General features: G+C 43.8%; 33 protein-coding genes. 16 read left to right on the forward strand and 17 right to left on the reverse strand.

Annotated features, from left to right (window positions below):
* Window positions 1-10 precede the first annotated feature (10 nt).
* The 6 genes from AR335_RS19145 to AR335_RS19170 all read right to left on the reverse strand — a co-directional run bounded on the left by AR335_RS19145 (window position 11) and on the right by AR335_RS19170 (window position 5,093).
* Window positions 11-589, reverse strand: coding sequence for a YdeI/OmpD-associated family protein (locus AR335_RS19145; RefSeq protein WP_062238850.1), 579 nt, complete (start codon window positions 587-589; stop codon window positions 11-13).
* 94 nt (window positions 590-683) lie between these two features.
* A complete protein-coding gene (locus tag AR335_RS19150; RefSeq protein WP_062238852.1) occupies window positions 684-1,316 on the reverse strand; it encodes an AmiS/UreI family transporter in 633 nt (210 codons plus the stop codon).
* A 316-nt stretch (window positions 1,317-1,632) separates the two neighbouring features.
* Complete coding sequence (locus AR335_RS19155; RefSeq protein ID WP_062238854.1) at window positions 1,633-2,814, reverse strand: NupC/NupG family nucleoside CNT transporter; 1,182 nt, start codon at window positions 2,812-2,814, stop codon at window positions 1,633-1,635.
* 49 nt (window positions 2,815-2,863) lie between these two features.
* Entirely contained in the window at window positions 2,864-3,259 is a 396-nt protein-coding gene (locus AR335_RS19160) for a cytidine deaminase (RefSeq protein WP_053355842.1), read from the reverse strand.
* A 33-nt stretch (window positions 3,260-3,292) separates the two neighbouring features.
* Window positions 3,293-3,970: a deoxyribose-phosphate aldolase gene (gene deoC, locus AR335_RS19165; protein ID WP_053355843.1), complete on the reverse strand. Its 678-nt coding sequence runs from the start codon at window positions 3,968-3,970 to the stop codon at window positions 3,293-3,295.
* A 178-nt stretch (window positions 3,971-4,148) separates the two neighbouring features.
* Window positions 4,149-5,093 carry a sugar-binding transcriptional regulator gene (locus tag AR335_RS19170; RefSeq protein ID WP_062239275.1) on the reverse strand — a complete coding sequence of 315 codons (945 nt, stop codon included), beginning with the start codon at window positions 5,091-5,093 and terminating at the stop codon, window positions 4,149-4,151.
* Window positions 5,094-5,276: 183 nt separating this feature from the next.
* Between AR335_RS19170 and AR335_RS19175 the strand changes: the two genes are divergently transcribed.
* The 6 genes from AR335_RS19175 to AR335_RS19200 all read left to right on the forward strand — a co-directional run bounded on the left by AR335_RS19175 (window position 5,277) and on the right by AR335_RS19200 (window position 10,326).
* Window positions 5,277-5,687: an SRPBCC family protein gene (locus AR335_RS19175; protein WP_062238856.1), complete on the forward strand. Its 411-nt coding sequence runs from the start codon at window positions 5,277-5,279 to the stop codon at window positions 5,685-5,687.
* 3 nt (window positions 5,688-5,690) lie between these two features.
* Window positions 5,691-7,154: an FAD-dependent oxidoreductase gene (locus tag AR335_RS19180; RefSeq protein ID WP_234293356.1), complete on the forward strand. Its 1,464-nt coding sequence runs from the start codon at window positions 5,691-5,693 to the stop codon at window positions 7,152-7,154.
* A 69-nt stretch (window positions 7,155-7,223) separates the two neighbouring features.
* Window positions 7,224-7,820 (forward strand): TetR/AcrR family transcriptional regulator, encoded by a 597-nt coding sequence (locus AR335_RS19185; RefSeq protein ID WP_053355846.1) that lies wholly within the window; start codon window positions 7,224-7,226, stop codon window positions 7,818-7,820.
* 105 nt (window positions 7,821-7,925) lie between these two features.
* Entirely contained in the window at window positions 7,926-8,390 is a 465-nt protein-coding gene (locus AR335_RS19190; protein ID WP_234293357.1) for a histidine phosphatase family protein, read from the forward strand.
* Window positions 8,391-8,624: 234 nt separating this feature from the next.
* Window positions 8,625-8,825: a DUF3311 domain-containing protein gene (locus tag AR335_RS19195; RefSeq protein ID WP_369795857.1), complete on the forward strand. Its 201-nt coding sequence runs from the start codon at window positions 8,625-8,627 to the stop codon at window positions 8,823-8,825.
* Window position 8,826: 1 nt separating this feature from the next.
* Window positions 8,827-10,326: a sodium:solute symporter family protein gene (locus AR335_RS19200; RefSeq protein ID WP_062238864.1), complete on the forward strand. Its 1,500-nt coding sequence runs from the start codon at window positions 8,827-8,829 to the stop codon at window positions 10,324-10,326.
* Between the two features lie 66 nt (window positions 10,327-10,392).
* On the opposite strand, the gene ypfJ is transcribed toward AR335_RS19200, so the two are convergent.
* Both ypfJ and AR335_RS19210 read right to left on the reverse strand, forming a co-directional pair.
* Window positions 10,393-11,229: a KPN_02809 family neutral zinc metallopeptidase gene (gene ypfJ, locus AR335_RS19205; RefSeq protein ID WP_062238866.1), complete on the reverse strand. Its 837-nt coding sequence runs from the start codon at window positions 11,227-11,229 to the stop codon at window positions 10,393-10,395.
* Window positions 11,230-11,359: 130 nt separating this feature from the next.
* Window positions 11,360-11,671, reverse strand: a complete 312-nt coding sequence (locus tag AR335_RS19210) for a hypothetical protein (RefSeq protein ID WP_062238869.1) — start codon at window positions 11,669-11,671, stop codon at window positions 11,360-11,362.
* A 204-nt stretch (window positions 11,672-11,875) separates the two neighbouring features.
* Between AR335_RS19210 and AR335_RS19215 the strand changes: the two genes are divergently transcribed.
* The 6 genes from AR335_RS19215 to AR335_RS19230 all read left to right on the forward strand — a co-directional run bounded on the left by AR335_RS19215 (window position 11,876) and on the right by AR335_RS19230 (window position 13,869).
* Complete coding sequence (locus AR335_RS19215; protein ID WP_199805112.1) at window positions 11,876-12,205, forward strand: ArsR/SmtB family transcription factor; 330 nt, start codon at window positions 11,876-11,878, stop codon at window positions 12,203-12,205.
* Entirely contained in the window at window positions 12,198-12,653 is a 456-nt protein-coding gene (locus AR335_RS19220) for an SRPBCC family protein (RefSeq protein WP_062238871.1), read from the forward strand. Before AR335_RS19215 ends, AR335_RS19220 begins: the two co-directional genes overlap by 8 nt.
* Before the next feature lie 113 nt (window positions 12,654-12,766).
* Complete coding sequence (locus AR335_RS25265) at window positions 12,767-12,901, forward strand: hypothetical protein (protein ID WP_255357604.1); 135 nt, start codon at window positions 12,767-12,769, stop codon at window positions 12,899-12,901.
* A gap of 264 nt (window positions 12,902-13,165) precedes the next feature.
* Window positions 13,166-13,300, forward strand: a complete 135-nt coding sequence (locus tag AR335_RS25270) for a hypothetical protein (protein ID WP_255357605.1) — start codon at window positions 13,166-13,168, stop codon at window positions 13,298-13,300.
* Between the two features lie 57 nt (window positions 13,301-13,357).
* Window positions 13,358-13,576, forward strand: a complete 219-nt coding sequence (locus tag AR335_RS24460; protein ID WP_062238872.1) for a hypothetical protein — start codon at window positions 13,358-13,360, stop codon at window positions 13,574-13,576.
* Window positions 13,507-13,869, forward strand: a complete 363-nt coding sequence (locus AR335_RS19230; RefSeq protein ID WP_082683612.1) for a GNAT family N-acetyltransferase — start codon at window positions 13,507-13,509, stop codon at window positions 13,867-13,869. The genes AR335_RS24460 and AR335_RS19230 overlap by 70 nt, the downstream gene beginning before the upstream one ends.
* Before the next feature lie 47 nt (window positions 13,870-13,916).
* Here AR335_RS19230 and AR335_RS19235 read toward each other — a convergent pair whose 3' ends face one another.
* Window positions 13,917-15,008: a threonine aldolase family protein gene (locus tag AR335_RS19235; RefSeq protein ID WP_062238877.1), complete on the reverse strand. Its 1,092-nt coding sequence runs from the start codon at window positions 15,006-15,008 to the stop codon at window positions 13,917-13,919.
* A gap of 208 nt (window positions 15,009-15,216) precedes the next feature.
* On the opposite strand from AR335_RS19235, the gene AR335_RS19240 reads away from it, so the two are divergent.
* On the forward strand, window positions 15,217-16,722 hold the full coding sequence (locus AR335_RS19240) for an NCS1 family nucleobase:cation symporter-1 (RefSeq protein ID WP_062238879.1): 1,506 nt from the start codon (window positions 15,217-15,219) through the stop codon (window positions 16,720-16,722).
* Window positions 16,723-16,760: 38 nt separating this feature from the next.
* Here the strand turns inward: AR335_RS19240 and AR335_RS19245 are convergent, their stop codons facing one another.
* Complete coding sequence (locus tag AR335_RS19245) at window positions 16,761-17,369, reverse strand: class I SAM-dependent methyltransferase (RefSeq protein WP_062238881.1); 609 nt, start codon at window positions 17,367-17,369, stop codon at window positions 16,761-16,763.
* Window positions 17,370-17,452: 83 nt separating this feature from the next.
* Here AR335_RS19245 and AR335_RS24465 point away from each other — a divergent pair, with 83 nt between their 5' ends.
* The gene (locus tag AR335_RS24465) at window positions 17,453-17,671 is read left to right on the forward strand and encodes a hypothetical protein (protein WP_156419100.1); all 219 of its coding nucleotides are present in this window, start codon (window positions 17,453-17,455) and stop codon (window positions 17,669-17,671) included.
* A 4-nt stretch (window positions 17,672-17,675) separates the two neighbouring features.
* Window positions 17,676-17,801, forward strand: coding sequence for a hypothetical protein (locus AR335_RS25275; protein WP_255357606.1), 126 nt, complete (start codon window positions 17,676-17,678; stop codon window positions 17,799-17,801).
* Window positions 17,802-17,891: 90 nt separating this feature from the next.
* Here AR335_RS25275 and AR335_RS19250 read toward each other — a convergent pair whose 3' ends face one another.
* The 3 genes from AR335_RS19250 to AR335_RS19260 all read right to left on the reverse strand — a co-directional run bounded on the left by AR335_RS19250 (window position 17,892) and on the right by AR335_RS19260 (window position 19,402).
* Window positions 17,892-18,416: an SRPBCC family protein gene (locus AR335_RS19250; protein WP_062238883.1), complete on the reverse strand. Its 525-nt coding sequence runs from the start codon at window positions 18,414-18,416 to the stop codon at window positions 17,892-17,894.
* Window positions 18,417-18,428: 12 nt separating this feature from the next.
* A complete protein-coding gene (locus AR335_RS19255; protein WP_062238885.1) occupies window positions 18,429-18,764 on the reverse strand; it encodes an ArsR/SmtB family transcription factor in 336 nt (111 codons plus the stop codon).
* Between the two features lie 98 nt (window positions 18,765-18,862).
* The gene (locus tag AR335_RS19260) at window positions 18,863-19,402 is read right to left on the reverse strand and encodes a dihydrofolate reductase family protein (protein ID WP_062238887.1); all 540 of its coding nucleotides are present in this window, start codon (window positions 19,400-19,402) and stop codon (window positions 18,863-18,865) included.
* A 94-nt stretch (window positions 19,403-19,496) separates the two neighbouring features.
* On the opposite strand from AR335_RS19260, the gene AR335_RS19265 reads away from it, so the two are divergent.
* Window positions 19,497-20,456, forward strand: a complete 960-nt coding sequence (locus AR335_RS19265) for a helix-turn-helix transcriptional regulator (protein ID WP_062238889.1) — start codon at window positions 19,497-19,499, stop codon at window positions 20,454-20,456.
* Window positions 20,457-20,497: 41 nt separating this feature from the next.
* Here AR335_RS19265 and AR335_RS19270 read toward each other — a convergent pair whose 3' ends face one another.
* The 4 genes from AR335_RS19270 to AR335_RS19285 are packed head-to-tail and all read right to left on the reverse strand — an operon-like array spanning window position 20,498 to window position 23,247.
* Window positions 20,498-21,238 carry a hypothetical protein gene (locus AR335_RS19270; protein ID WP_062238891.1) on the reverse strand — a complete coding sequence of 247 codons (741 nt, stop codon included), beginning with the start codon at window positions 21,236-21,238 and terminating at the stop codon, window positions 20,498-20,500.
* The gene (locus AR335_RS19275; protein ID WP_062238893.1) at window positions 21,235-21,981 is read right to left on the reverse strand and encodes a hypothetical protein; all 747 of its coding nucleotides are present in this window, start codon (window positions 21,979-21,981) and stop codon (window positions 21,235-21,237) included. The genes AR335_RS19270 and AR335_RS19275 overlap by 4 nt, the downstream gene beginning before the upstream one ends.
* Entirely contained in the window at window positions 21,968-22,864 is an 897-nt protein-coding gene (locus AR335_RS19280) for an ATP-binding cassette domain-containing protein (protein WP_062238895.1), read from the reverse strand. The genes AR335_RS19275 and AR335_RS19280 overlap by 14 nt, the downstream gene beginning before the upstream one ends.
* Window positions 22,864-23,247, reverse strand: a complete 384-nt coding sequence (locus tag AR335_RS19285; RefSeq protein WP_199805113.1) for a GntR family transcriptional regulator — start codon at window positions 23,245-23,247, stop codon at window positions 22,864-22,866. The genes AR335_RS19280 and AR335_RS19285 overlap by 1 nt, the downstream gene beginning before the upstream one ends.
* Window positions 23,248-23,431: the final 184 nt, after the last annotated feature.

Genomic DNA, 23,431 nt, shown 5'->3' on the forward strand with positions numbered 1-23,431 from the left:
CCGACTTACATTATGGATAAATCTTCTCTCCTTTTTCAAGCATCTCAAGGAATTGGTCCATCCGTTTCATCCGTGTTTCCGGTTTCTTGGCGGTCTGTAGTCTAAAAAGAATCGCATACCGGTTCTGGCTGTTCAATGTTTCAAAAAAGGCTTTCGCGTTCGGCCGCAGCTGAAGTTCCTTCTCAAAGTCCTCGGGCAGGCTTTTATCGCTTTGCGGCGCGTATGCTTTTTCCCAAAGACCGTTTTCTTTGGCCTGTTCAATCGCCCGGAGTCCGGAAGGTTTCATTCTTCCTGCCGCTATAAGCTCTTCTGTTTTATCTTTATTCACTTTCGACCAAATGCTTTTTGGCCCTCTCGGTGTAAACCGCTGAAGCCATGTTTGATCATCAAACTTTTCCTTCTCGCTGTCGATCCACCCGTAACATAAACCGCTTTCCACAGCTTCGGCATAGCTTGGTGTGATGATACCTGCATTCTTTTTGGCAATGTGCAGACGAATTCCTGGTGAAACCTCATGATTGTCCTCCAGCCACTCCTCCAGTGCTTGCTGATCTTCAAACCACATTATCGGCAGTTCCGCTTTCGCCATAACCTCGACCTCCAGACATTGGTAGCGTACCTTCCTTCATTACGCCAACACAAAAAAGAAATCCTCCCGGTCCTTCGAGAGAATTTCTTTCTATTTAAGAAGCCGTCTGTACTTCCAGCCGTTTTTCTTTTTTCTGAGTAGACAGGATCAGCTGTATAGTACAACCGATAAAGTACACGAACGATGCGATTAGCAAGTACGTCCATGCCTGAGAAACAGCCTGCGTTTTCCATACTCCTGCTAGAGACAGGAGTGCCGGAAAAGTAAGCGTCAGCCAAGATTGCACGAATGCGACCTTGCCGATATAGTTATCAATTTTTTTATTCAGTGCTCCGGACAGGAAGAAGAGGAACCATAAATACGCCCATGCGACCCAAGTCAGGCTGCTTACAAGATCATGAAACTGCATATAAGACACAACAGTATACATAACGGCAATGATGGAAACCCAAAGCGAGTAATATCCAAGCCCGCTGCCGTGAAGACCTTTTACATTTGTGACTCCTACAAATAAATAGGTCAGCCCGAACAAAAAGATCGAAGCCAGATTAAAAATGGTCCAGTGCTGCTGATCCGAGATTACGATCAAATAAAACGGAATAACGACCTGAAGGACTCCGACAAACAAGTTGAAATATCCGACGCTCTTGCCCTCCGCTTTTCCGAAAAGCATGAAGCTGTTTAAGAACAGGGCTGCTCCTGAAAGAAATAAACCGACGTCACCCATAATGTTTTGCTGTGAGAAAACAATCTCACAGACAAATTCACCTCACTTATATTGAAAAGCGCAAGCGCCCTGTTTAAGTCCGACAAGCGCTGGAACTCTTAACCTGCAACACGATTTTTGTGTTGAGGGGGAAGAGTGAAGCGACCTAAGACGAATTGTGATTTTTCAATTCGTCCTCCGAGGACTAAAGCTGAAAACTGGAATTCGTTTTCAGCCCTGGGCGCTGGAGCTAGACTTTACTTCATTGAAACTAAAAAAGAAAAAGCAGATCCCCTCCGCTAGTGCAGAAAGGGATATGCCCTATGTTTTGTTTTGATTACAGGATGAAGCTTACGATGATTGCTGAAAGTACGCTGACAAGTGTTGCTCCGTAAAGAAGCTTCAATCCAAAGCGTGCAACCACGTTTCCTTGTTTCTCGCTCAAGCCTTTCACCGCTCCGGCAATGATTCCGATGGATGAGAAGTTTGCGAAGGATACAAGGAATACAGAGATGATACCCAGTGTACGCGGGCTCAATGCGTCCTTCACCTTGCCAAGCTGAATCATGGCTACGAATTCGTTAGTTACTAATTTTGTTGCCATAATTCCACCGGCAGAAACCGCTTCAGCCCACGGAACACCCATGATGAAGGCAATCGGTGCAAAGATATAGCCAAGGACATGCTGGAAGGTTACACCGAAAATCAAGTCGAACACGCTGTCAATGGCAGCCATCAAGGCAACAAATCCAATCAGCATCGCACCAACAATGATCGCAACTTTAAACCCGTCCATAATATATTCGCCAAGCATCTCGAAGAATGACTGTTTCTCTTCTTCCACAACTTCAAGAATATCTTCGTTTTCATCAACTTTATAAGGGTTGATGATGGAAGCGATAATGAAACCGCCGAAAAGGTTAAGCACGAGAGCAGTTACTACATATTTCGGTTCAATCATCGTCATGTAAGCACCGACGATGGACATGGAAACCGTAGACATCGCAGAAGCACACAATGTATATAAGCGGTGCTCCGGTATACGGCCCAATTGTTTTTTCACGGTAATAAATACTTCAGATTGTCCTACCATCGCAGAAGCAATCGCATTATAAGATTCCAGCTTGCCCATGCCGTTTACTTTGCTGAGCAAGAATCCAATTCCTCTCATAACGAGCGGAAGAACTTTGATATATTGGAAAATCCCAATCAATACAGAGATAAACACGATAGGAAGCAAAACATTAATGAAGAACGGCATTTGTCCGTCATTGGCAATTCCGCCAAATACGAAGTTAACCCCTGCAGCTGCATATTCAAGCAGCTTTTCGAATACACCCGCAAATCCTTTAATGACCACCAAGCCAAATCTGGTGTTTAAAAGAACATAGGCCAATACAAGCTGCAAGACGATCATAATGGCAATCGGCTTGTAATTTACTTGTTTACGGTTATTGCTTGCTAGAAGTGCTAATCCAAGCACAACAACAAGTCCTAAAATCGCAATGATATATGTCATAATAATTTCCCCTAGTTGTTATTTTCACATCATTGTGTGAGAACTGAAATTAAGTTAAGTCCTTTGAAGAAAAGAATCCAGGCAACAGTTCACTGATCGTTGTTTCCTTGATGTCGCCTTTTAAATTGGCCAGAATGATTCTGGTATCGGTATTACAAAATTCCGCAATCACCTGTCGGCAAGCGCCGCACGGAGAGATCGGCCCTTCTGTTTCGCCAACGACCGCAATCGCTTTAATGGTGTGTTCGCCTTCTGAAACCGCTTTAAATATAGCGGTTCTTTCGGCACAGTTTGTCATGCCAAAAGAAGCGTTTTCAATATTGCAGCCGAGAAACAATAAATCGTTCTCGGTCAGCAATGCTGCACCAACTTGGAATTTCGAATATGGAACATATGCTTTTTGACGGGCTTTGATTGCTTGATCAACTAACCATTTTGTTTCCATGCTTCAGATCTCCATTCAAGTGGTTTTAATTTTTTAGTAAGAGCTATTAGACGTCTGACCTTTTGCGATAGCAACACCTGAGCTAGCGCCGATACGAGTCGCACCTGCTTTTACTACGTTCTCTGCATCTTCAAGGCTGCGTACGCCACCGGATGCTTTAACTCCTACATCTGGTCCAACTGTTTTTCTCATAAGTGCTACATCTTCCGGAGTTGCTCCACCTGTAGAGAATCCTGTGGACGTTTTAACATAATCCGCACCAGCTTTAACGGAAAGCTCACATGCGATTACTTTTTCTTCGTCAGTAAGCAAAGAAGTTTCGATGATTACTTTTGTTAGTGCTTTTCCTTTAGCTGCTTCAACAACTGCTTTGATGTCGTTTTCTACAACGTCAAACTGTTTGCTTTTTAGAGCGCCGATGTTAATTACCATATCTACTTCGTCTGCTCCGTTTTCAATCGCATTTGTTGTTTCAAATGCTTTCACTTCTGGAGTAGATGCTCCAAGCGGGAAACCGATAACCGTACATACCTTTACTTCAGGAGTGTCTTTCAGAATTTCTGCAGCTGTTTTAACCCAAGTCGGATTCACACATACCGAAGCAAATTTGTGCTCTTTTGCTTCCTCAGCAAGTACTTGAATTTGTTCTTGAGTTGCATCAGCTTTTAATAATGTATGATCGATCATTTGAACCAATTTTGTGTTTGACATACAGGTTGTTCCTTTCTATTTTGAAAATATAATAAAACGCTTTCAGTCATATTGTTGCATTTTTGCTTGCATGAACACTATACCAAGCAACTGAACAATTGTAAACAATTAAATGAACAAATGTAAAAGTATTTTTTTCCAACAAAAAAAGCCCTTGTTGAAGGGACTTTTATGAACTTTACTCTTCTTTATCCAGCAAAAACCTGGCCGTAAACTGATCGGTCACGAGCACATTCGAGTATCCGCCTTTTAACGCACCATAAATGCCATCAATCTTTTGCTGTCCGCCGGCCACCAGGATGGAATGTTCCTTCTGCTTCAAATCTTTTAAATCAATCCCAAGCGTCCGTTCATTGAGGCTGGCGTTTAGAATTTCTCCCTCTTCATCAATAAAGCGGGAACAAATGTCACCTGCGGCCTTTGAATGGATATGCTTCAGATCTTCTTCAGAAAAATAGCCAAGCTGGAATAACAGGGATTCCGACTTCACAGGTCCTATCGTGAACAGCGCGATATTCGCGTCTTTCCCCATGTCCAAAATTCGTTTAATATGCCGGTCGGCTTCCATCGCCTGCTTGACGACAACGTGGTCAACTATCGCTGGAAGCGGTAGATGAGTCGGCACGGTGTTGAACGCTTTGCCGAACAGATCGAGGATTTCCGAGTGGTACGTATTGGTTTCGGAGTGGCTGATGCCGCCTTTTAACTGAACGACTTTAACATCCTTGACGAACTTTTGCTTCAGCTGGCAGGCCACGTTATATAAAGTGGTTCCCCATGTAACCCCAATCCTATCTCCGTCTTTTACGATTTCATAAAGGTACTCAGCCGCTTTCTCACCGAGACCCTTCTTTATGCTTGTACTCTCATATTGCGGAATGGAAGCGACAATTGCTTTTTTAAGGTTAAATTTTTCTTCAAGCTCACGGGCCAGCTGTTCAATCCCATTTGTGGGATCCATGATTTTGATCTGCACGATCCCTTCGGTTTTAGCCTGCTGAAGCAGTCTTGAAACGGTCGGTCTCGAAATGCCCAATTCTGCCGCTATTTGGTTCTGATTGTAATCCAGCAAATAATAGAGCTTTGCTGCTTCAATGACCTTCTTTAACTTTTCTTGTTCCAAAGGGTCCACCGCCGTTTCTCATAATCCTTCCCTAATATCTTACCAAAATTTCACCGGTCCTGAACATATGCAAAATAAAAAATACTAGTTTTTTCTAAATTTTGGTTGACTTGAGCCGATATACCGCATACCTTAAAAGTGAATGAATCATTCATTCATCAAAACTGAGAGGAGCTTTTAAAAATGACTGTTTACCTTTCTTCCCAAACGATCAGGGTTTTTATTAACCGTCCAGCCCAAGAGGTTTATGAGTATGCTTACAACATGGAGAATTTCCCTCAATGGGTATCCTTTTGCCAATCGATTCAAAAGGCTGATGAAGGAGATGCCTGGATGATGGAAACCCCTTACTGTATTTCTGAAGTTAGGGTTGCCCAAAAGAATTCCTTTGGCGTGCTGGATCATCGTTCCATCCCTGCACCTGGTGTTGAAATTTGTGATGCGATGCGGGTCATCCCGAACGGCGATGGCTGTGAAGTATTTTTAACCGGTTTTCAGATGCCCGGGATGTCACACGAAAAATTCTCCCAGGTCATCACTACCGGCCAACAGGATCTGAACAACTTAAAAACAGTATTGGAAGGGGGAAACTGAATGATGGCGATGAGATGGGACTCTGCCATTGTGATCGGCGGAGGAATTGCTGGCTTATTAGCTGCACGTATACTTTCCGAGTTTTACAGCAAGGTGGTGATTGTTGAAAAAGATGCTTTTTCCGATCAGCCCGAACTTCGCCCAGGCACTCCGCAGGCCTTCCATCCCCACCGGATCACAGGGCGCGGAAAGGCTGTGATCAACCGGTTTTTTCCGGATTATGAAAAGGATTTAGAGGCTCATGGAGCGCCTTCCTCCCTAAACAAAACTGTTCATCAGCATAATCAATATGGCACAATGGTGGCCCAATACCCGCGGAATGACATTAAGTTCAGCAGGCCGGTCCTTGAATTTGTGATCCGTCAGCGGGTGAGGAACATAACTAATGTACAGTTCCTGCAGAAGCACGACGTTGTTCACTTGTTATCCTCGGCAGACCATCAGACCATAACTGGCATTCTTGGAAGAAACCGCGTAACGAATGAAGAAAAGGAAATCCATGCCGATCTTGTGATAGATACGAGCGGGCGTTCCTCCAAGCTTCCCAAATGGCTGAAGGAGCTTGGATACGAGGTACCTGCTCCTGATCGGATGACAGCGGTCATCGGATACAGCACCCGCAGATATAAGCTTCCTTCGCATTTACTTCATCTGGCAGAAAAATGGGATGCAATAGTCATTGCCGGCCATCCATCTACAGGAACATTCCATTGCGTGTTTTCATTTATCGAAAACAATGTGGCAGAAACATTGCTTTACCGTCCCGACGGAATCTATCCCCCAACTGAGCCTGAGGCATACGCAAAAGAGATCGCAAGGCTGCCAAGTTCCCTCATCACGGAAATCATCAGTAAACTTGAACCGATGACCAACCCAAGGAGCTACCGTGTACCAGGACTATTCCGCCAGCATTTCGAACAGATGGCGCATTGGCCAGAGGGATTGCTTGTTATAGGTGATGCCTTCTGTAATTTTGATCCGATTTTCGGCCAAGGCATGACCGTCTCTGCAATGGAAGCTGAGGTCCTGCATTCGCTGCTACGAGAACAGCAAACAGATCCGAAACCTCTTTTTGAGCAGAACGTCCTTCAAAAAATCCAGGATGTAATTGCCCCTGCCTGGTGGCTGAATTGCACAGCAGATCTGCAATGGGAAGATGTTGAGTATGAAGGTTCACAGCCTTTAAAAGGTATCGAGTTTGGACAAAAATACATGGATCTCTATCTCAAACATGCTACCGAAGAGCAGAATTGGAAGCTTTATGGGATGTATTGGGCCGTCAACACCTTGTCAGTTCCTCCAAAGGCTATTTTAAATCCTCAAATGGTCTCGACCGTTCTAACGTCTTCCTCAGAAGGCCGGTTGTGGCTGGATGAACTTCTTACAGAATACAAAAAGCCATTGGAGGAACTCCTGGATGATATCCTTCCGTCCTTCTCGGGAGAAGTTTTTCAGCCGATCAGCTGAATTGAATAGAGCTTAGAGATTGAAATTGGTATACTTTTGGTAACAAGAGAACGTAGGAGTGAATCTATTTTGCCACCATTAAACGAAGAACAGCTCCGCCAAATCCGTGATGAGCGAAGAGAACAGATACTTGCAGCTGCACTAAAGGTGTTTGCGCGCCGGGGAATCATCGGTACAAAAATGAGCATGATCAGCGCAGAGGCCGGCATCAGCCAAGGTCTCATGTACCGTTACTTCAAATCAAAGGATGAACTCTTCACGACACTCGTTGAGCAGGCTATCCAAGGATCGGTGTCTGGCACCGAGCAGGTTCATCATATGCAAGGCTCCCCTCTTGAGAAATTAAAGAGGCTGACGGAAATGATCCTTGATGAAGAAGGCCAGCTTTATTTTATGCTGATGCATCAGGCACGAACCTCTGATGAAGTACCCGAGGAGGCTAAACAGCTCCTTCAAGGCGCCTCGATGGAAATGTATGTTGAGATGCTCAAGCCGCTGTTTGAAGAAGGCCAGAAAATCGGGGAACTGGCAGAAGGTGACATTGGCGAATTAATTTCTTGTTATTTCACTGTTATTTCAGGATTGATGACCTTAAACATCCCTGGATTAGACGGCTATGAAATGCCGAGGGTTGAGATGCTGATGAGGATGTTCACAAAATCATAAGGCCGGGTTGGCTGATGGGGGCTGCGTGTTATTAAAGTCGGGTTGATGCGCCATTTTAAAGTAACAAGAGGGTATCCAAATGGTTTCTTTTCATCAGAAGAATTGATGGAATGGGTTAAAGAATATGATGCTTCAGAAATTGAGGAGAGCGAGATAGACCTTGGCGGTGTAGATTGGAAAACCTGTTATTCCAGTAATCTTTCAAGGGCAGAAAAGACAGCCAGCCGTGCGTTTGATGGAGAGATTATCCTCATGAAAGAATTGCGCGAGATCCCCCTCTCGCCTTTCTTTCGTTCCAAAGTCAAACTGCCGCTAGCCATTCACCTCCTTTTCATCCGGCTCGCCTGGCTGATGAAGCACCCTTCTCAGTCCCCCGGCAAGGAAGAAATCATCCGGCTGATGAATGAAACGCTGAACCGAATCATTGAAAACGAGGGCGAAGACATTTTGATCGTCTGCCATGGCGGTGTGATGATGTTCATGCGAAAAGAATTGCTTAAGCACGGCTTTACCGGACCAAAGCTCGGCCGCCGCGTTGAACATGGGAAGGTGTATGTTTTTGAGAAATAGGCTTAATGATTACTTCTGGATCTGTGTTGCTCACATACAGAATCCAGGAGTTTTTTTATACCTTTGATGGATAAAAATTAAATAAATTAAATGTAAGCCCTATCATTTTCTTTTTATACTAAATATTTTAACAATTCTTTTTATTGCTCTTGTTTACCGGCTGCATTGCTGATATGATAGTCAACATTCCATTAAAAAAACTCGTGACTAATCACCTATGAAGGAGTCGGCATCATGAAAAAATTTTTACTGATCTTATTCATTGTTCTTCCTTTCCTCGCACAACTTGCTATTTTGCCATTTGTCAATCGGATCGGCCCCATCATTCTGGGATTGCCGTTTCTCCACTTCTGGCTGTTCCTATGGATCGTCCTAACCCCTATATGTACATTGGGAATCTATCATCTTCAGAAATCAAAGGGAGGCTTAAATTAAAATGCAGGGAAATCTTACAGCACTGTCCATTACCATCTTTGTTATTCTCACTGTCGTTTTAATCGGTTTCCTGGCCGGAAGGGATAAGGCCGTCCGAAGTTCGGTTGAAGAATGGTCTGTCGGTGGAAGGCGTTTTGGAGGCTTGCTCGTCTGGTTCCTTGTAGGGGCTGATCTATACACGGCCTATACTTTCCTTGGACTGACAAGCACAGCTTATACCGCTGGAAGCCTTGCCTTCTTTGCTATCCCATATTCCGTACTCGCATTCTTTATCTCTTACTTTTTCCTTCCAAAACTTTGGAAAGTAGCAAATCACCATAAATTAACGACTCTTGCTGATTATGCGAGAGAACGCTTTGACAGCAAGCTTCTTTCCGCTCTCATTGCTATTGTGGGGGTGCTTATGCTCATTCCATACATCTGCCTGCAGCTAAGCGGAATTCAGGATACGCTTCAGGTAGCCGGAACTGGTTTTATTAATGTAAAAGTCGTTGTCATCACATCGTTTTTGCTGGTTGCCCTTTATACCTTTTTCAGCGGGATTAAAGGTCCAACCTACACGGCAATTATTAAAGATGTTCTTGTTTGGGCGATCATGCTATTTATGGTCGTATCCCTGCCGATCATTCACTTTGGGGGCTGGAACCCTATGGTGGATCACATTGTTAAAGAAGCACCGCAGCTCTTAACCATTCCTAACTCCGGTCCGAAAGGAATTCCTTGGTTCATTACCGCTTCCCTAGTTTCATCGCTTGCGCTCTTCATGTGGGCTCATGCGGCAACCGGTGTATTTACGGCTAAAAGCGGTGATGCGCTTCGGAAAAATGCGATGTTTCTGCCTTTATACAATATCGTACTGATTCTCGTTGTTTTCCTTGGATTTATTGCTTTTCTAGTACTGCCAAAAGGGACCGATCCCCGCTTTGCTTTATTAAGCCTGATCCAAACCTCTTATGGCGGTGTTGCTCAAGGACTGGCGTATTCAACGATCGCACTGGCTTCACTCATTCCGTGCTCCATAATGGCGATTGGTGCATCCAATTTATTTGCCAATAACATTTACCGTGACTTGATTAATCCTGAGGTGAAAGGGCCCCGGCTAACAATGATCACACGCGGAATGGTGTTCGTCGTTATTGGACTGGCTCTGTTATTCGGCCTCGTCTTCCCTACTGCTCTCGTTTCCTTGCAGCTTCTTGGCGTTTCCGGCATGGTGCAGATTTTCCCGGCCATCGTCATCAGTCTGTTCTGGCGGAACCAGACGAGAGAAGCTACTATCATAGGGTTGATCGTTGGATTAGCGGTTACTTTCACCGTTTATTCAACCGGCACCTCGTTTGGTATCTATGAAGGATTCTGGGGACTGTCTGCAAACTTCCTGACCGTTTTCGTTCTGAATCCCCTGTTTATGAAGAAATCGAAGAATGCAAGCAACCCAGTCAAAGACTACTTGTTTAACGAGCTGGCTAAAGAAACAGCCTCTGTCCGCAAAGGCGCATAATCTAAGGGTGCCAGGCACCACGATTACACACTTGTGTAATTGCGGTGCCTGGCACCTTTTAGTTATTTAAAGATCCTTCGCGTGAAATGTGTCTCCACCTTCAATTGTTCCGTTCATGAACCCTTTATTAAACCAGCGCATCCTTTGCTCGGAGCTTCCGTGAGTAAAGCTCTCAGGCACAGCATACCCTTGCGCCTTTTTTTGCAGGGTGTCATCACCGACTGCACTTGCTGCAGTAATTGCCTCCTTCAAATCACCTTTTTCGAGCAGATCCATTCCCTGTGCATGATGTGCCCAGACACCCGCCAAATAATCAGCCTGCAGTTCAACCCGAACCGACTGGGCATTCGCTTGTTTCTTGCTCAAGTGTTGGCGTGAGTTCTGATCAATTGTTCCCAACAGATTCTGCACATGATGGCCTACCTCATGAGCTATAACATATGCCATCGCAAAATCGCCAGGAGCGTGAAATTCATTCTTCAGTTCTTGATAAAAGCTTAAATCAATGTACAGCTTCTGGTCACCTGGACAATAGAACGGTCCCGCTGACGATCCCGCAGTCCCGCACGCAGACTGGACACTGCCGTTATATAGGACAAGCTTTGGCTTTTTGTAAACCTTACCCTCCTCCTTAAACTCCTTCGTCCAAACATCCTCTGTGTCAGCAAGGACAACAGACACAAAAGAAGAAAGCTCCTTTTCCTGATCTGATTCTTTATAAGGAACAGATTGATTTGACCCGTTGTCCGTCATACCGTTCAACAGATCACCAGGATTGCCGCCAAGCAGCATTACGATCAGAACGATCACAATACCGCCGATACCTCCCCCAACCAGTGTTTTACCTCCCATTCCTCTCCGGTCCTCAACATTCGTACTCTGCCTTCTGCCTTTCCACTTCATAAAATTCCTCCCTAGCAAGATATACATTTACTAGTGATATACCCTACATTCAAAGTTTTATCGCAAAATAAATAGGTGCCAGGCACCACGATTACACACTTGTGTAATTGCGGTGCCTGGCACCTATTCTTCAAAGGTTCTGCTCTTTCAGCCTCTCTCGTCCTTCGAATTCTTCCGCCTCGTCCCTTAGCCGGCGGGCTTCTCTTTTCAACGCATCCTTCAGCTGTTCTCCTGTACTGGCGGCTGCAAAATGCGTAACGGCTGCTTCGCTCATGATCTGCTGGTAGGTGGCTTTGCTCCTGCTTTCCCAGCTTTGTGCTTTGGTCAGCACACGGTTACGGTCCCATCTCAGCTGGTCAAGCGTTTGCATCAAATGCTCCACCTTGCCATAATACCGCTCCAGCATTTCTGCCTGCAGCCTGTTTTTTTGCTTATCAAACAACGTACCTCATCCTTTGCTGTTTATCTTTCCTTATTGTAAGAAACAAATTACGATGAAGGTATTGGACGAAATTACTAAAAATTACTATTTTATAAGAACATTTACCTAAAAGCTTTTAAACTTTTACTAAAAACTTTTAAGAAGACAACCAATGACGTTTGACATGCAACTTATTAGTTGCCTATAATATTGTTTTAAGGGAGGTTGAAACTCATCGATAGGATCTTCAAGGCTCTTGCCGATGCCAGCCGCAGAAAACTTCTTGATGAATTGTATCTGAAAAACGGGCAGACATTGAGCGAACTATGCCAGCATCTTAATATGTCTCGGCAGGCTGTAACAAAACACCTTTCTAGTTTGGAAGATGCAAATCTTGTAGCAATATCTTGGCAAGGGCGGGAGAAGCTTCATTACCTCAACCCTCTGCCGATCAGCGAGATTTATCACCGCTGGATCCATAAATATGAGAACCATCATTTAGAAGCATTAAATAATCTAAAAAAAAGATTAGAGGAGGATAACAAAAATGACTAAGCCTGTATTTGTTTACGTGACCTATATTGCCACCACACCTGAAAAACTATGGGACGCCTTAACTGAGGGTGAATTTACAGAGAAATACTTTTTCGGCAGCCGAGTTGAATCTGAATGGAAAGAAGGATCTGACGTCACCTATTCTCGAAACGGGGAAGTTACCGACTACGGCAAGATTTTAAAATGTGAACCGCACAAATTGCTTTCCTTTACATGGACCTATAAGGGTGATGATACTCCAAGGCAAAGTCCTACAATCGTAACTTTTGAATTACATCCTCTAAACACGACCGTAAAACTGACACTTACGCATGAAAATCTTTTGGAATCAGACATTGTAGAGGATAATCATACATTTGAAGGATTTAACAATGGATGGCCAGCGGTAATAAGTAATTTAAAAAGTTTCCTTGAAACCGGACAAACTCTTCCGGCAGTTTCAATCTAAAGACTAACCAGTTGAGGGGCTGTCCAAGAAGTCTGTAAGCTGTTGATTTCCGTTCCAGGCTGCTCGCTTTCCGCGGGGCGTGCGGTGAGCCTTACCGGGTGAAAGCCTACTTTTTGGTGCAAGCACCAGCGGGAGTCTCACCTGTCACGCTAGTCCCGCAGGACAAGGAAGGCTCCGGCGGCTTTTTATCGCACGAAGAAAATGTGAAGTTCATTTTCGAGGAGTCTCGCATCTTCCACTTCAATTAACTTTTNTTAGTCCCGCAGGACAAGGAAGGCTCCGGCGGCTTTTTATCGCACGAAGAAAATGTGAAGTTCATTTTCGAGGAGTCTCGCATCTTCCACTTCAATTAACTTTTCATTGAAGATTTTTCAAGCCAAAAAGGGGCTGCCTGAAGGTCAATTTTCGACTTTCTGGACAGCCCCTTTTATCTTTATGTTTTAAAAGGGATAAAAGGATAAGTGAAGAATGTTAAAAGAGTCATTTACTAGATGAAAGAGGATGGGTGTATAGTGATGGATATGTATACTGCCCCTCTCGGAGTTGTATCCGGCGGAATCGTTTTCAAGCTTCGCAAGCGTTATAACCTCGACTCCAAATTTTCTGCTATTATCGGGATTGCTTTTTGCTCTCTTGTCTATGTTTAAAGTTACCTACATTATCAATAAACGAAGTATAACCCTGTTTACATAGGAGGGATTCCTTTGATCAACCAATATACCATCAGAAAAACAACAGAAGCAGATGCCGAACAGATCCTCATCCATATTCAAAAGGTTTTAGAGGCATACCCTGACTTCCTTGCAGCAGTCCAGAAGAATTCAATACTACACTTGAAGAAGAGAAAGAGTGGATCGCCTCTCATGAAAAGCACGGCCTGCTGCTCGTGGCTGAAGTCGAGCAAAAGATTATCGGTCTCTTAAACTTTCGATTATCCACGAGAAAGAAGTTTTGCCATCAAGGAATGTTTGGCATGAGCATTCAAGAGCCATACACCGATCAAGGCATCGGCAGCTCGTTACTGCAGCATCTTCTGGAATGGGCCAAAAAGGACGAACGAGTCGAAAAGGTTTCCCTAGAGGTATTTTCCAATAACAAAAGAGCCCTCCATCTGTACGAAAAGTTTGGCTTTATAGAAGAAGGCAGACGGAAAAAGAACGCTAAATTACGTCCCGGGTACTATGTAGACGACATCTACATGAGCCAATTTGTTTAACAAAAAAGATGCGCTCCTGCATGCAGCGCATCTTTGGTATTCCTATCTTAAAGTCCTTTCATCAACTCATCCAGCTTCTGAAAAGCACCCTTCAGCTTCTCCTCTGGCACCTTGCCATATAGATCACCAACACTTACCTCGTAATAGCTTGATTGTTCATTCACCTGTCGGATATGCCCGCTTAGACCGATCCCTGTTTCTTCATATAATTTTGTTAGCAGAGTCTCCATCGTTTCTTTCGGCGCTTCAAAATGAACATGAAACATATTGGAGACAGGTTCGGCAGGTCTCGTGGAAACACCATGGCAATCGTTATAAAGCCCGGCAAGCTCCTTTGCTTCTTTATAATACTGCTCCATCTTCCCTTGCCTTTGGTTAAAGTAATAGTCCGCACTCAGAATGTAAGGATATAGGCTGATCAGATCTCCACCATGCCGCCTTTTCCAAACTTTCGACTTTTCGATAAAATCCACATCTCCAGCCAGGATCGCTCCTGCAACCCCGCCAATTCCCTTGTAAACAGAGACATAGACACTATCAAACAGCGAACAGACTTCTTCCGCAGATTTTTGATAGAAAGGAAGAATCTCAAAAAGCCTGGCCCCGTCCATATGCAGCTTTATCCCTTTTTCCCTGCAGTAAGCGGAAGTCTCCTCAAGCGTTGTATAGTCCGGCAGCTGGCCGCCGATTTCACGCTGCGGCAATTCCAGCAATAGACAGGCAATCTCTTCTTTCATGTTCACGACATCTTCCAGTGTGATCACCCGTTTTTCATCAGCCAGCAGAACAGGCTCGATGTGATGCAGCTCCTTCAGCCCGTCTTCCTCATGTATCTCCAAATGACACAGAGGATGATATGCCACCCTCTTCAGTCCTTTTTCATCACACCAGATCCGAAGGGCAATCTGCTGGGCCATCGTTCCGCTCGGAAAAAACACAGCATCCTCTTTTCCCAGCACCTCTGCCATCTTCTCCTGAAAGTCTTTAATGACCTTCCCGCTTCCGTACATATCACTTTCCATCCCGCCGTCATAGCTTTCCAGGGCATCTTTTAATACTTGAAGATTTCTCGAACCGTGCCCGCTGACGTGATAGTCTGCCTGTTTAAATGCATTTGTAAATGTTTCGCTCAATTTCACTTTCCCTCTCTTTTAAAGAAACTTCCTTGATACTATTCTCTTCTGAGGGTAATACCCCTTTAATTTTTGGGAAGAAGGTTTTTATTGTTCATATGGCGAATTTTTTAAAAGTTTGAGTTTCAAAATAACGAGAGGTGAGGAGGGTCGCTTAAAACGTCACGTCTTTTGAACCGTTAATTTGAGTTGCCAGAAAAGGGAGGTATCTTTGATGAAAACGCAAATTGAACAAAATGGTATCGTAACCTTGTCCGAAGATGTAACTAGAAGTTTAAGTGACAGTGAACTATGGAACGATGATCTGAGGCCTACGACAAAAAAGGAGCATTCCTGGAGCGGCTTGAACTTTGCGACGTTATGGATCGGAATGTGCTTGTGTATACCAGCCTACACGATGGCGAGCGGGATGATCTCTCTCGGCATGAACTGGTGGCAAGCCATCGGAACGATCTTTCTGGGCAATGTGATTGTCCTCATTCCCATTCTATTAAACTCCCATGCCGGAACAAAATTTGGTATACCTTATCCCGTGTTTGCACGGTTGTGGTTTGGATCCAAGGGAGCTCACATCCCGTCCCTAGCCCGTGCGGTAGTAGCAGCCGGATGGTTCGGAATCAATACATGGATTGGGACAACCGCCATCGATGTCTTATTATCCGCCTCATTCCCGGCCTGGAAAAACCTGACCGGACATACCGCCATCATCTTTGCTTTATTCTGGGCGTTGAACGTCGGGGTGGCTTACAAAGGTCCTGAAGCAATAAAAATTTTAAGCTTGATCGCTGCGCCTGTTGTTGGAGTCTCAGCTATTATTCTTATGATTTGGGCGTTCACTCATGCAGGCGGCTGGGGACCGATTTTATCCACACCATCCAAGTTCACGACGACCGGTGAGTTCTTAAAAGTGTTCTTCCCTACATTAACAGGGGTCATTGCCTTCTGGGCCACCCTTGCCTTGAATATCCCTGACTTTTGCCGCTACGCCAAAAGCCAGAAATCACAAATGATCGCACAAAGCTTCTCTCTTCCTCTCACCATGAGCATTTTCTCATTTATTGGAATCGCCGTTACATCAGCCACGGTTGTTATTTTCGGTTCAGCGATTTGGGATCCTGTTCAGCTGCTTGCAAAATTCCCTCCATTCATTATCTTCTTAGGAACCATTATTATCGCCATGGCATCCCTTACCATCAATGTCGGTGCGAATATCGTTGCTCCCGCCCGTGCAATTGAAAATCTATATCCAAAACGCATCACATTCGGTATCGGCGCACTCATCACTGGAGTATTCGCCATCCTCATGCAGCCTTGGTTCATCATGTCCAACTTCGGCAACTATATCTTCGGCTGGCTCGGAACGTACGGAGCATTGCTTGGCCCGATCGACGGTATCGCGATCGCCGACTATTGGCTCGTCCGCCGCAGACAGATGGCCCTGAAAGAATTGTATGAACTGAACGGCCGGTACAACTACACTTCCGGCTACAATAAAAACGGTGTGTACGCACTGATTATTGGAGTCGCCATACCCGTGCTCGGCTTGATTGTTCCTGGGCTTCGTTTTCTATGGGATAACGCATGGACGTTTGGTTTATTTATCTCCATGTTTGCCTACACCTATTTGATGAAAGGTGACCAAAGCGTCTTGCGGCCGGGTGAATACGAAAACATCACCCAGTTTCCGTCCGACAAACCGATTGAACGTATTGCAGAATAAAAGATAACAGGACGTGCTCATTGAGGCAGGTCCTGTTTTTATGTGTTCAGATTATAAATCAAAAACTTCTCATAAGGATTCTTTTCATAAAGATCCTTCAGCCTTACTTCCTCTTTCAATTCAAAAGCCGTCTGATATTCTAAAAAATATGTGTACTCTTCAGAGGCATAATACAGAATCAGCTCCACTTCTCTTGATGAGGCTTCCACTGATAAAAGAATATTATGGATGACCTTCATAAAAATCGGCATGGAAAACGGATTGAAGAAATAGAAACGGTTGTCTTCCGGATGGATGGGATACTCCTGCGCCAGCCCGCAATGAAAGTGAATATCATCCTTGCTCTTTGTATGCTGTTCCACGTATCGTTCCTTGTTTTCCATAGCCTCTTGATAAAAGCCTTCATTCATCTCGACTCCCGTAACCGTTGCCTTTTGAATATGATGGATGTAAAAGCTGACCCGTCCTTTCCCGCATCCAAAATCAACGAGCCGGTCAGTGCTTTTCAGTTCATATTGCTGAACCAAATCCTCCAATGCTGCATAAGGTGTCGGTTCATAACGGTGGTAGTGGGCGGACGAATTAAATCCCTTTTGATCCCCCACCGTTTCTATGTAAAGCAAGGCGTCATATTCCTGTTCTTTCATTCTCGGTGCTCCTGTCTATGTCTTCTCATTACATTCTAAAACAAAAAGGCTGTTTTCGTAACCTTTGTTGTTCTTGGGAGCAGTTGATCTCCGTTTCAGGATGCTCGCTTTCCGCGGGGCGTGCGATGAGCCCCTCGGCGCAAGCGCCTAAATGGTCTCATCTGTCACGCTCGTCCCGCTGGAGTCTCGCACCTTCCACTCCAATCAACTTTTCAATGAAGATTCTTTTACAAAAATGTTCCCAAAGCAACATTATTTTAGAAAAGAGCCTACAAAAAAGGGGCTGTCCAAGAAGTCTGTAAGCTGTTGATTTCCGTTCCAGGCTGCTCGCTTTCCGCGGGGCGTGCGGTGAGCCTCTTGGTGCAAGCACCGGCGGGAGTCCCACCTGTCACGCTAGTCCCGCAGGAGTCTCGCATCTTCCACTTCAATTAACTTTTCATTGAAGATTTTTCAAGCCAAAAAGGGGCTGCCTGAAGGTCAATTTTCGACTTTCTGGACAGCCCCTTACTGTTTATCAATCTCTTATTGCAGCTGCTCCAAAAGATCATCCAGACGTTCCATTTGTGAGGAGAATCCTTCAACGACGCCCATATCCTTGACTTGCTGAAGGGTTTCTTCCGTAGCAAATTGTGTACGTATAATGACTTTTGTTGCGCCTTCATACTCCGCAAATTCGAGGGTCACCAGCATTTCGGGCATGCCTTCCATCTCATTTCCTTCTTCATCAGTAAAGTAATCTTTGTAAACAATCTTCTCAGGTGCAAGAATCTCCTGATACACGGCTTTGCCGCACGACTCCTGGCCATAAAAGTCTCCTTGATTCTTATCCATACACTTCATGCAATAAAACCATACGCCACCAGCCTGAAAGTCAAACTGGCGAATTTCAGTTTCCCATCCTTTGGGCCCCCACCATCTTGAAAGGTGTTCAGGCTGCGAAAATGCTTGATATACGAGAGTTCTAGGAGCGTTGAATGTTCTCTCCATAATAAGTACCTGGCCCTCAACGGCTGTTTTTAAAGGGTTTGTTCCATGGTTTACAGACATTTCAATTCCTCCTTAAGGTTCATCCGTTTTTTCTTGCATTTTAAGTAAATAATCATCCAAACGATCCAATCTTCCCTCCCAAACGTTCTGGAAGGATACTAGCCATTTATTCAAATCCTTGAAAGGCTGCTGAGACAGCTTGTAGATCCGCCTATTAGCAATAGCATGAACCTCGACAAATCCAGCTTGATTTAAAACTCTGAGGTGTTTGGAAGTTTGTGGTTGGAGAAGCCCAAGCCGTTCAGCAATTTCCCCTACAGTGAGAGGACCTTCACGCAATAGCTCAATCATTTGTAAGCGCTTAGGCTCGGCAAGTGCAGATAATGTGGCATTGATGTTCGCACTCATCTATCGTTTCTCCTTTCACACCTAATATAACCCGAATCGAATATTCTTGTAAAGGAATATTTAAAAAAATAACTAAGGTTGCCGAAGCAACCTTAGTATTATTGATCTATAACTGTCCGATAATGCAGCTGAACCAATCCTGTATCAAACGTCTTGCTTTCTACAAACTGAAGTCCGCTTTCATTCTCCGTTTCTGCAAACAACCGAATTCCGTTCCCCAACAAAACAGGAATGATCGAAATCACGTACTCATCAATCAGGTTCTGCTCTTTTAACTCTTTAATCGCCCCTGCCCCGCCATCAATAAAGATGTTTTTTCCATCTACTTTTTTCAGGTTCTGAATCAGGTCATTCAAATGGCCATTATAATACTCCACATTTTCATCCGTTCCTTCTTTCGTTCTTGAAAGCACATAGCACTTTCTGCCCTTATGAGGAAAACCAATCCCAAAGGTTAACACTTTGTCATACGTTTTTCTCCCCATGATCACCGTATCGACTGTTTTGATAAATTCCCCGTACCCATAATCCTCCCCCGGGTTTTCCACCATCGATAAAAAGCTGATATCATCATTTTTCTTCGCGATAAATCCATCAAGGCTAGCTGCAATATACAAAATTACTTTTCTCTCACTCATCACTTTTCCACCTCACTAATTGGTTCTTATCTGGAGTATACTATTAAATGATGACATCCTTTGTCATATATTATTTTAAAAAGGCGGAATATCTATGCGTGCCGACCGGCTCATTGTCATACTCTTGTTATTGCAAAACAAAGGAAAACTGACAACGAAGGAATTGGCCGAGCAGTTGGAAGTGACTCCTCGTACGATTCATCGGGATATGGAGGCCCTGAGTGCATCGGGAATTCCCGTAGTCGCTGACCGTGGAAAGTCCGGCGGCTGGCGCTTGATGGATCAATATAAAACCAATCTCACAGGACTGAAAACAGACGAACTGAAATCGCTGTTTCTCTCTCCGTCTGTTCACCTTCTAAACGACCTGGGGATCACTAAGGACTGGAACGATGCTCGCGAAAAATTGCTAGCCTCCATCCCTGCCTCCTTTCATCAAAAGGCTCATGATGTATGGGACCGCATTCATGTGGACACCAGTTCGTGGAGGCAATCATCCCAAAAAATTGCGGCATTCCAAACACTGCAAGAAGCCATTTGGGAAGAAAAGAAACTGCAGATTGTCTATGAACGGGCCAATGGCGAGACAAAGGAACGCCTGGTCAACCCCTTAGGATTAGTCGCAAAAAGCAGTACGTGGTATTTGATTGCTTCTGTAGGTGAAGAAATTCGGAACTACAGAGCATCACGAATTCATTCAGCCCTCAAAATGGAAGAAGCATTCACTCGGCCAGCTGATTTTCAACTTTCACGATACTGGGAGAGTTCCACACAAACCTTTCTTAAAGCCCTCCCTACCTTTGAAGTAGATGTTGAGCTGTCACCCATCATCATCCACCGAATTACATTCACTGGCCGCTTCGTCCAAGTTGTAAAACAGAACGAGCCACTTGATGACAGTTGGATTCCAGCCTCCCTCTGCTTTGATACCGAACAGGAAGCTGTTCAATATATTTTAGGTTTCGGCAAGGAGATCCGAATTATCCGTCCGCATTCTTTAAAGCGACAGATATATGAGATGGCTAAGGCTGTAGTGGAAATGATGGAGAATTAAATATAGCGGGATAACCATGTGGCATCCCGCTAATTCTGTATCTACTTAACGTCTACATACGTGTATTCGATTTTACCATTTCCATCTAATTTAACTCCTTTAGGAACTTTCAGATAGATATAACCCTCTCCAACGAAAAAGTTTTCTCTTTCATTCATTGGTTTTTTACTAACAAACTGATGAGCCGCAAAACTTTCGTTGTATTTTGCGAGCTTCACTTCAACTGTATCAGGAGGCAAAATATTTAAAGTATTAGTATTTAATTCAATACCTGGCATTTCAACTCCATTTGTAAATTCAATCCCGTCTAACATCGCTTTTTCTGAATAAGCGATGGCTTCAATTTTTCCATCCTCGCCTGGCTTATTGTCGATCAAAATATCAGGATAATACTCACTTTCTTCTCTTTCTTCATTCATTGTTATAGTAAAATTTTTTCCTTTAAAGGGTATTTGCCATTTTTCACTCTTTCCAAGCACCTTATCATCTGGTCTAAAGATATTCTTTTCTAGAACCTGTTTTTTAAATTTTACTTGTTCCTTTGAATATTTCTCCATATCCTCTTCACTAATACTTTTTCCGATGCTCGGTTTAGAAGGAAAAATACTATAGGACCAGATTGTACCAATTACTAAAATTATGATATAACTGGAAACCAAAACGGTTGTTTTATTGCCATTAAACGCTGTCTTCCAGCTGTTTAAACGAAAAGCATACATCGTGGTGACGACAATTACAGCCAAGATAAGAATAGGTAAGAATATGGTTAGGAAGGTAATCACGCCCTTACCTCCAATCGATTGGACAGAAATATGGCAGCCGTGAAGAAAAGGAAGGAAACAACCAGTGCTTTAATAACGAACAATAAAAAGGATGTTTCTAATCCAAAGAATGTCCCGATTGCTGGGAGGATTTCAGGTGACGAGTTCACGGTACCATCCAGAACTAATGTTCCGATCACTACTGCTGGTAGAATAAACACAAAAGGCTTCTTAAATTGTACAAGCATGCCAACAAAATAACCTACACTTGTAAAAAGAAAGAGATAAAGAATTGATGCTCCAAATCCAGTGACCAGCTGCAGGAAGGTTAGAGAATCACCTAAGATTGTTTTTGGATTTGAAAGGTTCACCACAATTACGTGCAGCAAATGACTCGCAAGAAAGACTGTAATGGCACCGAATGCACTAGCTGAGAACAAAAATAATATATTTGCTAGATTACTTGTTTTACGGGTTGCCACAAATGAAAAATCATCATAGCGATAAGCTTTTGTAGTGATGATAGTAGAAATAATAAACGCCCAGCCCATCATAAAGCCAAGCAGAAGGTTGCCATCAAAATAAGTAACCCTATAGTCGAAATTACCTGAACTTCCCCCTCTTGATCCCGTTCCTTGCAGAGAAAAAAGTATTGAAATAACCTGAATCGCAATTAAAGAAGTGAACACTCCTCCAAACGACTTCAGTTTATAGCGATACTGTTTCTTTACCACATTCCACGTGGTAACCTCAGTTAAAGACACTATCAATTCCCCCTTTTGACTTGCTCGTCAAGTACACGCAAAGATCATCAATCGCAACGGGCGAAGCCTCAACACCTAGCCCCATCGCACGTTCTAGCAGTGGTGACGAATTCTCTTTCTTCATAACAGCATAGGTACCATCCACCCCTATACTTTTTTTATGAATAAGATCCTTATCCTCAATCAGCTGATTCATCACATCTGTTTTTCCAGTCAAACCAACAGCGTATTCTCTCAGTTCTTCAACTGGCAGATGAAGGCACTTTTTTCCTTCACTTATCAGCAGGATATCCTCCAGCAGATCTTCAATCTCAGATACGAGATGGCTTGAGAGAATGATCGTTCTTGGATGATTTAGATAATCCTTCAACAGAGCACGGTAGAAATCTTTTCTTACGGCTGCATCCATTCCCGAGGTCGGTTCATCAAAAATCGTCAGAGGGCAACGCGAGGCGAGGCCGATAATCATATTAAATGTAGATTTCATCCCTTTTGAGAGCTTGGAATGGTTTTGTTTAGGGTGGAATGAGAAGTATTCAAACAAACGCATGGCCAGTTCGTGGTCCCAATTGGCATAAAAACGTTGGGCTGCATGCAGCAGATCTTCTAGTGTAAAAACCGGTGAAAAGCTCATTTCATGATCGATGAAAATCGTGTTTGCTGAAACCTGTAAATTATTAAATGGCCGTTGTGAAAACACCTGGATCTCACCTGAGGTTTCTCGAACATACCCAGCCATCATTTTTAGCAGTGTCGTTTTCCCTGCCCCGTTCCTGCCAATCAACCCTGTAATTTTATTTTCAGCAAGTTTAAAAGACAGGTTATGTAATGCGATTGTTTTTCCGTACATTTTCAATATCCCATTAAACTCCACTATCTTCATCACTTATCCCCCTTTAACTTGCCGTGCATTTCCCTGATCATGCTCACTAATTCTTCCTCATCCACATTGAGCTGTACCGCCTCTGTGGCTAAATCCATCACCATCGATTTCAGCTTTTCATTCTTTCTTTTTTTTAGAATGGTATCTCTGGCATCTGTTGAAACAAACATCCCCAACCCCCGCTTTTTGTATAAAACACTTTGATCAGCCAAAATGTTCAAACCCTTGGCTGCTGTTGCCGGATTGATATTAAACATTTCTGCCAATTGATACTGCGAGTAAATCTTTTCATTGGATTGAATGGTGCCGTTCAGTATTTCGGTTTCCAGCCATTCTGCGATCTGAATATAGATCGGTGTCATACTGTTAGAATTTAAAATCAAGCGTACCTACCTCCACCATGCAACCTTAGTGCATTACTCCTGTAATGTACTATGAATTACCAATTCATGTCAACCTGATTTTTCCATAATTGGTTATTGTTATTGTCCAACCTTTCTTTTTAAAAGGCTGTTTCCGTAATCTTTATCCCAAAGCAACAACCTATTTAAAAAAGGTAAACAAGGA

Source organism: Fictibacillus sp. FJAT-27399 (assembly GCF_001510655.1).
Classification (GTDB): Bacteria; Bacillota; Bacilli; order Bacillales; family Fictibacillaceae; genus Fictibacillus_C; species Fictibacillus_C marinisediminis.